General features: G+C 56.9%; 8 protein-coding genes. 4 read left to right on the forward strand and 4 right to left on the reverse strand.

Annotated elements, in window-relative coordinates:
* Positions 1-11: 11 nt before the first annotated feature.
* Together P9L99_11265 and P9L99_11270 are read right to left on the reverse strand one after the other, a co-directional pair.
* Positions 12-1,118 (reverse strand): lipocalin-like domain-containing protein, encoded by a 1,107-nt coding sequence (locus tag P9L99_11265; protein ID MDP8223929.1) that lies wholly within the window; start codon positions 1,116-1,118, stop codon positions 12-14.
* Complete coding sequence (locus P9L99_11270; GenBank protein ID MDP8223930.1) at positions 1,115-2,263, reverse strand: lipocalin family protein; 1,149 nt, start codon at positions 2,261-2,263, stop codon at positions 1,115-1,117. Before P9L99_11270 ends, P9L99_11265 begins: the two co-directional genes overlap by 4 nt.
* 109 nt (positions 2,264-2,372) lie before the next feature.
* Here P9L99_11270 and P9L99_11275 point away from each other — a divergent pair, with 109 nt between their 5' ends.
* Positions 2,373-3,008, forward strand: a complete 636-nt coding sequence (locus P9L99_11275; GenBank protein ID MDP8223931.1) for an SRPBCC family protein — start codon at positions 2,373-2,375, stop codon at positions 3,006-3,008.
* Positions 3,009-3,018: 10 nt separating this feature from the next.
* On the opposite strand, the gene P9L99_11280 is transcribed toward P9L99_11275, so the two are convergent.
* Positions 3,019-4,089 (reverse strand): hypothetical protein, encoded by a 1,071-nt coding sequence (locus tag P9L99_11280; protein ID MDP8223932.1) that lies wholly within the window; start codon positions 4,087-4,089, stop codon positions 3,019-3,021.
* Positions 4,090-4,341: 252 nt separating this feature from the next.
* Here P9L99_11280 and prxU point away from each other — a divergent pair, with 252 nt between their 5' ends.
* The gene (gene prxU, locus P9L99_11285) at positions 4,342-5,055 is read left to right on the forward strand and encodes a thioredoxin-dependent peroxiredoxin (GenBank protein MDP8223933.1); all 714 of its coding nucleotides are present in this window, start codon (positions 4,342-4,344) and stop codon (positions 5,053-5,055) included.
* Between the two features lie 135 nt (positions 5,056-5,190).
* On the opposite strand, the gene P9L99_11290 is transcribed toward prxU, so the two are convergent.
* Positions 5,191-5,667 carry a cytochrome P460 family protein gene (locus P9L99_11290; protein ID MDP8223934.1) on the reverse strand — a complete coding sequence of 159 codons (477 nt, stop codon included), beginning with the start codon at positions 5,665-5,667 and terminating at the stop codon, positions 5,191-5,193.
* A gap of 710 nt (positions 5,668-6,377) precedes the next feature.
* On the opposite strand from P9L99_11290, the gene P9L99_11295 reads away from it, so the two are divergent.
* Together P9L99_11295 and P9L99_11300 are read left to right on the forward strand one after the other, a co-directional pair.
* Positions 6,378-6,644: a hypothetical protein gene (locus P9L99_11295; GenBank protein MDP8223935.1), complete on the forward strand. Its 267-nt coding sequence runs from the start codon at positions 6,378-6,380 to the stop codon at positions 6,642-6,644.
* A 1,025-nt stretch (positions 6,645-7,669) separates the two neighbouring features.
* The coding region (locus tag P9L99_11300; GenBank protein MDP8223936.1) for a formate/nitrite transporter family protein at positions 7,670-8,072 on the forward strand (403 nt) is incomplete at its 3' end.

The raw sequence follows: 8,072 nt of genomic DNA on the forward strand, positions 1-8,072 counted from the left end.
CGGATGCCGGTTTACAGCCCGCTCACCTCGCCGGAGCGGCCCGACATCTCCACGTAGCCGCGGCCCGTGGTCGGCCGGCCCTGCAAGCGGCCGGTCACACGCATCGAACCTTCCCAATACGTGAGGCCGGAGAGGAACATGATCAATTCCTGATCCTCCAGCGTGGCGGTGACAGTCAAATCGGCGTCGTATTTGGGGATGCGTAAGCGCCACTTAGTAGGGTAGACCGTACCGGTGTGCGGGCTCGTCCAGTGCTGCAACTCCGTGATGACGAACTCATCGGCGCCCAAATGCTCGGCGCGGCCGTCGGCGAAGACAAAGGTGCCCGCGCTATCGGCATCGACGCTGCCGTCGCGACGCCGCAGCAAAAAGGCCATGACCTCGCGATCATCGTCGAGTTGCAGCGAAAACCAATCCCACCCGATGACGTGCTGGCTGAGCGGTTCAGAGAAGATTTCGTGATCCATCCACGCCTGGCCGCGCTTGACGTGTAGGCGCTCGCCGTGCGCCCGCAACTCGCCGGCGACTTCGTAGCGCGTCACGCTCATGTAATAGCTGCGCGCTGTGCTGTCACGCCCCTTGGTGCTTACGCCGTTGACTCCGTGCACAACCGGCGCTTTTTGCGGCGTAAGAATCAGATCGACGGCGAAACTGCCGTCGGGCATGGCGGCGTGCAGGCGCGTTGTGTCGCCGACGCCCAGCATCTGCCAGTCGCCGGCCCAAACCTTGAGCATATCCTCGCGGTCACCGCCCAGGCGCTCCGCGCCGACGCCGACGTTCTCGGCATAATGGAAAGCGCCGCCGGTTTCGTCGGTGATCGCGAAGTGCGCGAAGTAGATCGGATTCACGAACTTCCAAATCGGCATTCCGAAACGCACGAGGCTGTCGGTGCGATGGCGGAAAAAGACGACTTCAAAGCCGTACTCACCGCCGTCTTCGGTTTCGAGGTGGCCGGTGTGGTACCACCATTCGGTTCGGAAATCGCGATGCGCAAAGTGATCGCGCGGAAAGATGATCGCCCGCTCGGGGGTGACCGCCTCGTAGCGCACGGCCGGCGGTTGGCAGACCGTCAATACAAGTAGGCACGCGATCGCCAGACAAACGTGGCGCGCCGTCATTGCCGCACCGCGGGCCGCAAATCGCGCCGATCGGTCAGTTGGTGGACTTGATGCGTGTTGCCGCACAATTCCACGTAGCCATGCCCCGCAACGGGTTCGCCGTTTTTCGTGCCCCGCGTCACGACCAGCCCTTCCCAATAGATCACCCGCGTGGTCTTGCGGCTGTTGACTTCCTGGTTGTCCAGCGCCGGCCACACGTCGAATTCGAGGTTGAGTTTGGGAATCCGCGCGCGCCAATCCACCTGGTAGTCGCCAGCGCCATATTGCGATTTCCAACTGCGTCGCGGCTCGAGCACGATATCTTCCTTGCTTAGCGCTACCGTCGTGCCGTCGGCGCGTACGTAGGTGCCTTTGGACAGCGGGCCCCACGAGCCGTCGCGTTGTTTGAGCATGTAGAGCATCAGTTCGGTGTCATCGTCGAACTGCAGCGAAAACCAGTCCCACCCCAGTTGATCGGGCGCGAGTTGGTGGCTGCCGAATTCGTGGTCGCGCCATGCGGTGGCCCGCACCGGTTGCGAGACGCCGCCTATGGTCAACACGCCCTCTCCCACCAGTCGCGAGTGGGTGATGTAGTAGGTGCCGCGAGCGAAGTCCGGACCTTTTGATTTGAGGAAGAAGCCATCGCGGCCGTGGCGCACCGGAGCCTTGGCTTCGCGCAGCGCCAGCGCCAGGTCGAAGCGGCCTTGTTTGGCTTGGAGGTGATGAACGCCGTCGACTTCGCGGGCCGACCAATCGCGATTCCACACGAGGAAGGAATCGGTGCGGGCTCCGGCGTCGCCGCCTTCGGCGGTGCTCGGGGTGAGCCGTTCGGCGAAGTGCAGGCGTTGGCCGGCAATGTCGGTTAAGCAGAAGTGAGCCATGTGCCCGGGGTCGGCATACCAGCGCGTGGGGATCGTATAGAGGCTGTCGTCGGTGGTGCGCCGCACGAAAAAGACGAGTTGGAATCCGTACACGGCGCCGGAGTTCGTTTCCAGCCGTCCGTTGTAGTACCACCATTCGGTGCGGAATTCCGGATGCGCGAAATGGTCGCGCGGGAAGGCGAGTCGCGCATCGGGCGAAATAGTCGGGTACCGAACCGGCGCGCTTTGACAGCCGATGGCACCCAGGACGAGCACGGCAACTGCGATGATCACGAGACGTCGCACGATGAATCTCCTATCCGAAGTCGTCGCGGACTTCCGGTTTTAACCTGGGATTGGCCCTGTGTCCAATCTCGATTACGATGGCGCGCCGTAATGAAAAGGAGTCGCATTCGTGAGTCGCTTGGCGTTTTGTTCGCTTCTCATATTGTTCACGTTGGTTTTCGCGGCCGGCGCGGCGGCCGGGCCGGTCAGCGACAAGCTCACGCCCGCGGAACTGGCGCAGGTGAAAAAGGGCGAGGTCGTCGTGCACACCGACCTCGAAGGCGGCGCCAAAGAAGGTTATGCCGCGGCCTTCGGGATCATGCGCTTCGACGACGTCAACCGTTTTTGGTCCGTTCTGTCGGATTACGACGGTTTCCCGGATTTTCTGCCGCGGGTGGAAAAAGCGGTGGCGCTCAAGAAAGAAGAAAACCGGACCTGGCTGGAGTTGACCATCAACGGCAGCATCAAGTCGGTGACGTACACGAATATTTACACGCATTATCCCGAGCGGCAGCGCAACGAGTGGGTGCTGGACACCTCCCGACCGCACGAGCCTTATACGAAGAACACGGGCTATTGGCAGTTGGAGGAGATCTCTGACGGGGTATATTTGGTCGAGCACCAAAATGCCGTGGGTGTCGATTTCGGCCCGATGGCGGTGGTCGCCAATCGCGTCATGGCCAAGATGCTCAAAAATGACCTGCCGAAGATCATCAGCAACGTGCGTCGCCGCGTGGAGTCGGGCGGCGTCTGGAAAATGAACTAACCGAACCCCATCACGGAAAACACGGTTCGTTGTTGGACGGCGCGACACGCACCGTGGCGTCTTCGCGTGTCGTGGGTATGGGCGGTGCGTCTTGCGACCCGATGAAGCTGATGTTGCGCCACGCCACGGGGCCGTCGGATACGGCGAGTTGATAGCGGGCGGGCACTTTCACCTCGACGACAAGCCGCTTGACGCCCGCCGGCAGTTTCCACTGCACGAGCGGTTGCTCGCTTTCCTGTTTCCGGTCGCGAATGATCTGCGGAGTCAGTTTGTTCGGCCCGGTCGAAACCACGAAATGGTCGGCGCGCAATCGGCTTAGGTTAGAATCTGTAAATCGGACAATGCGCACGGAAAGGAGAGGTTTTGCGAAGCGAGCCGGGTCCACGTAGATGACGAGAAAATCGTCTTGCCGCGAACAACGTTCGATCAACGAGCCGCGGTAACTGTGTTGGTAGGCCCCGAAATAGAAGTAGTCGATCCACTGCTTGGACTTCCCGGCGAACCGAGGTTTGCCTAGCGGGTTGGGACGCAGGAATTCCCGCGGCACCATGTCCCAGCGAACGGGCGATTCGGCCATTTTGATCGCCAGGCGCAGCGCTTTGTTGGTGCGCAAACGCACGGCGCGCGCATCGGCGGGTATTTCGTAGGTCACCTCAAAAATGAGTTCGTTCTTGCGTAGTTCCAAAACGTGCGGCGGAGCGAGCGGGCGACCGTCGGCGGTCACGTGCAGGGTCTCGGGCGTAAACGCCAACTCGCCGCCGGCTCGATCACCTAACACTCTCACGGCGAGCACCGGTTTACGTAGCACGTCACGATTCGGGCGGATTTCAACGATCTCATCCGGCGTCACGTCTTTCATGAAGGCGAAGGGGAAGGTTTCGACGACCTTGCCGTCGCGGATCACCGTGGCGTGGAAAGGAGCGTTCGGCGGCGCCCCCTGGTCCACGCGGACCTGCGCGCTGAACGGCGGCGGGGCCTGGTTGCTTCCGGCTTGCCCACCGCAGATACGGATGGCTATCCACGTCCCGGCCGCCAGGACTAAGGCGGTGACGATCACCAACGCCGTGATTTTTCCGCGCACGAACTCCTCCTTTGCCGTGGGATTTTAGCATTTTATACGATGTCGTCATCGCCGTCGGCGAGTTTGCGGGAGGACAGCGCTTTTTTTCCGCAAGCGCTTCACTTGACTTCCCATTTAACGGGAACACATTTCTACGTAAGAACTGTTTTTATTTGGTTGGTCAGTGCGAGTGTGCGTCACGCAGCGCGGTGCCGCGTTTCGGATTACACCCGCCAACCGACATTAAACAATCACCCTAGGAAAGGAGGCATCATGGCCCCAGACAAAGCCGAAGGCTGTGTCGCTACAGCCGAAGGACCCATCGTCCCATCGGAGGAAGACGCGACGGAAAGGACCGGCGAGCCCCCAAAAAAGGAGGTCAAAATGCAGGTAATGGTTGGTAAAAAAGCTCCGGATTTTGAAGCGACGGCGTTTTTCAACGGCGGATTCACAAATATCAAGCTCTCGGATTTTGCCGGCAAGTGGGTGTTTCTGTGTTTCTATCCGGGTGACTTCACCTTCGTTTGACCGACCGAACTGTCGGCGGTCGCCGGCAAAGCAGCGATATTTGAAACGTTGGACGTGCAAGTGATGGCTTGCAGCACCGACAGCCGTTTCGTCCATAAAATGTGGCAGGAGCAGGAACTCTCGAAGATGGTCGACGGCGGTTTTCCCTTCCCGATGCTCTCCGACGCAGGCGGGAAGATCGGCTCCGTTTATGGAGTGTATGACGAAGTGGGCGGCGTCGATGTGCGCGGCCGTTTCATTATCGACCCGGACGGCGTCGTCCAGGCCATTGAAATGTTGACCCCACCAGTGGGGCGCAAAGTGAGCGAATCGATCCGGCAACTCCAAGCCTTCCAGCATGTGCGGTCCACCAAGGGCGCCGAAGTGTGCCCGGCGGGCTGGGAACCGGGTCAACCGGTTTTGAAAGTCGGGCCGGAACTCGTGGGCAGAGTTTGGGAGGTATGGAAACCGACCGAATAGGCGACCTCGCCTTCTACGGCCCATTATCGATGTGAAATATTCCGCACGCCCCCGCCGGTTTTTCGACTCGGCGGGGGCGGTTTTTGATAAACGCCTTTTCGTGTTTAAGCTCGTCTCGTCTCTCGCCCGGGCGACTCAGCGCATTTGGGTCCCGGCCAAGTAATCTTTTGCGGCGGCGACCGCGTGGCACTTGATGCACATGCCGATTTTGCCGGCCATGGGCTTGCCCATTGCTTCCTGAATTTTGCCGTCAGGCATGCGCATTTCGTAGTACCAGTCGCCGTTTTCCGGATCGTACCCCGCTTCTTTCTTGACCATCACGGCGATTCCCTTTTTCACGCCCATCTCGAAGGGTTTGATTGAAACGGCACCGACGGGGGCTGTGAATTTCGCCTTGCCGATCATGTCCTTCAAGTCGTTGGAATACCATATCTGGACTTTTCCATGAGGACTTTTGCCCATTTTCATGCCGTCCATCATCGTGAAGAATTCGCCCGATGTTTTGTAGTCGGCCTTGAACTCGCCCGGGCCCATTTCGCCCGCCACCGCCCAAGCCACGCCGAGCACGATCACGAGCCCGAGAAACAACGCCAACACATTTCGTCTGTTCATTTTCTGCTCCTTTTTTTTGAGTTTTCGCATCCCGCCACGTTTATATTTGTTATTTTATCATGTACGTACTGCCTCCGCCACGGTTTTTTCTTTGCGGGTGTTATTTTTCGGTGCGTGTTTCGGCCCACGTTGTCGTCCCCAAGCCGGGATACCTTCGTTTCCTACCGACGTAAATCCGAAGGCGGTTTCGGATTGGCCTCGATCACGGTGTGGAATTATAGCCGGTAGGTTCTTGTCGCCCTGTCGTCGTCACGGGATAGAACGTTCGCTCCGCATCCGTTTTGCGGCTGCCGCCAGCCTCATTTTCCGGAAACATAACATTGACATAGACGCGTATAACGTCCTATTCTGAAAATGTTCATTGCGTTTTAGACCCTGCAACTATTTTCGGCATCAACCACCGATCTTGGGGTCTGATAAACGCGTATACGTAACTTGAAGCGCGTTTTGGTTAGGATTTCGCGGTGATCGCGTACTCGTTTTTGTTCCACGAGGACCGCCGCCTGGAATTGTGTTGTGTTGGGATGGAGCCCGCATCGCGCTCCAGTCTTAATGTTTTGTGTTGAGATCAATTCGCCCACAACGGCGATCGATTTTGACAACTGGCGACGCCGCGGACGGCCGCCATGGAAAGCGCCGTTATTTCGTGGCTTGATTAATTGTTTCGCCTAGCTGACGGAAGCGATTCCGCCAGAATAAGGAGATCTTCAATGGCGAAATGCGAAATGTGCAACCGCGACGTCGACACCACCGAAGTTACTATCGCCGATAAAGATTCCGGGGAAACCACGACACTACAGCTTTGCAGGGAATGCGCCCTCAAAAGCGCCGTCGCGATCAATGCCGGCGGCGGCGAAGCGCATTATGTTGAAGGAAGTAAAAACAAAACCCGCAGTTCCGGCTGTATGGTTTTTTTGGTTGCAATCACGTTGTGCGGTGTCGGTACAGTCGCCGTCGCCTTTTCGTTGTTTACGTAAGCCGAGGTAAGGCGGTCAATAACCGCCCGTACCCCAAAACAAAAAACGTGTGGCAGACCGATGTGGGATATCTGTATACATTTCTATGATAATATATCAGTCATTGATTGGTTGGGCCTTTATCTGCGTTCACGAACACGCCGCCGCTTTCATGATGGTAGCGCCTTCTGAGGACTAGCCGCGATATTCACGAATCGTATTATACCGATATAGCTATAGTTTAGGTGTTGCCAAACTGGTGAGGCCGGCCACGCCCAGACTCGCAAACATCTCCGTTACTTGTTTCACGATTGAGCCTCCTTGGCGTTTTTCTGTTAAGTTCGTCTGTGCTTCGCGCTTCCGGTTCGCGCCGGTTCGCGTGACGAAACGATCTGCATGCCCATGTCACCCAACGAGCGGCCCGTGACTTTGTCGTTCCAACATTCTCATAAGCCATATTTTATTTTTGGAATATTCAAGATTTCGCTTTCCCAGGATGATAGATTTCTGCGCGACGATTCGAGGTTTCACTCCTCACGGTGGGCGATCACCGTACCGCGTCGTTGATCCTCAAATATCGTAAGAATTAAAACATAAGCGAAAGTACAGACCGACGCTTAGTGTCTTTCAAAATCATCAGCCGTCGGATTCAATAAAACGATAGTGGCGAGCCGTTATTTAAGTAACGGGCGTCGTTGGGGCTATCATCAAATTACTCCAATTATGCGGCAAATTGGGTGTTTAATTTTACGGTAATAATACCACGCCTAAGTTCCTTCCTGTATCTCGGTTTTTGCTTTTTCGTTTGGCGCCGTCGTGTCGCTTTCTCTCTTGAGATCGCAGCGGCCCCGCCGGCGCGTTGAGAATGCGTTTCGTTACTTGTTTCACATCGATATTGACAGTGGATTGATGGAAATATATTCTGAGCGCCGGTTGCTGTTCTCTTCAATCACAGTGTTTCGTAAAATTCAGACAGTGACTCTTTACAAATGGTGTTCGATACATGGACTCACGAGGAGTCAATACAGCAAAAAGGGGGATGTTTCATGAGCGAGCAAGTTTCTTTTGATGCCCTTATGCCGGCCTCTATGGCAAGTAAAGCCGAGACCATCGGTGTAAACAAAGGAAACATGGATGCGGTTTCCATGTTTTTCCTGGCGATCCTCGCCGGCGCGTTTATCGCGATGGGCGCCGTGTTTTGCACCACCGCCGTAACCGGCGGGGGTGACTTGCCATATGGCGTCACCAAGCTTCTGGGCGGTTTGACCTTCTGCCTCGGCTTAATTTTGGTCGTGGTGGCCGGCGCGGAGTTGTTCACCGGCAACAACTTGATCGTGATGGCCGTGGCCAGCAAGAAACTGCCAGTCTCCAAGTTGATGCGTAATTGGGTCATTGTGTATGTCGGCAATTTGGTCGGTTCGGTCGTTACGGCTTACTTGATGTATATGA

It is taken from the genome of Candidatus Lernaella stagnicola, assembly GCA_030765525.1.
GTDB classification, from domain to species: Bacteria; Lernaellota; Lernaellaia; order Lernaellales; family Lernaellaceae; genus Lernaella; species Lernaella stagnicola.

Coding starts and splice junctions, on each gene's coding strand:
- P9L99_11265 (MDP8223929.1), bottom strand. CDS start 1,118: ATGACGGCGCGCCACGTTTGTCTGGCGATCGCGTGCCTACTTGTATTG.
- P9L99_11290 (MDP8223934.1), bottom strand. CDS start 5,667: ATGAACAGACGAAATGTGTTGGCGTTGTTTCTCGGGCTCGTGATCGTG.
- P9L99_11295 (MDP8223935.1), top strand. CDS start 6,378: ATGGCGAAATGCGAAATGTGCAACCGCGACGTCGACACCACCGAAGTT.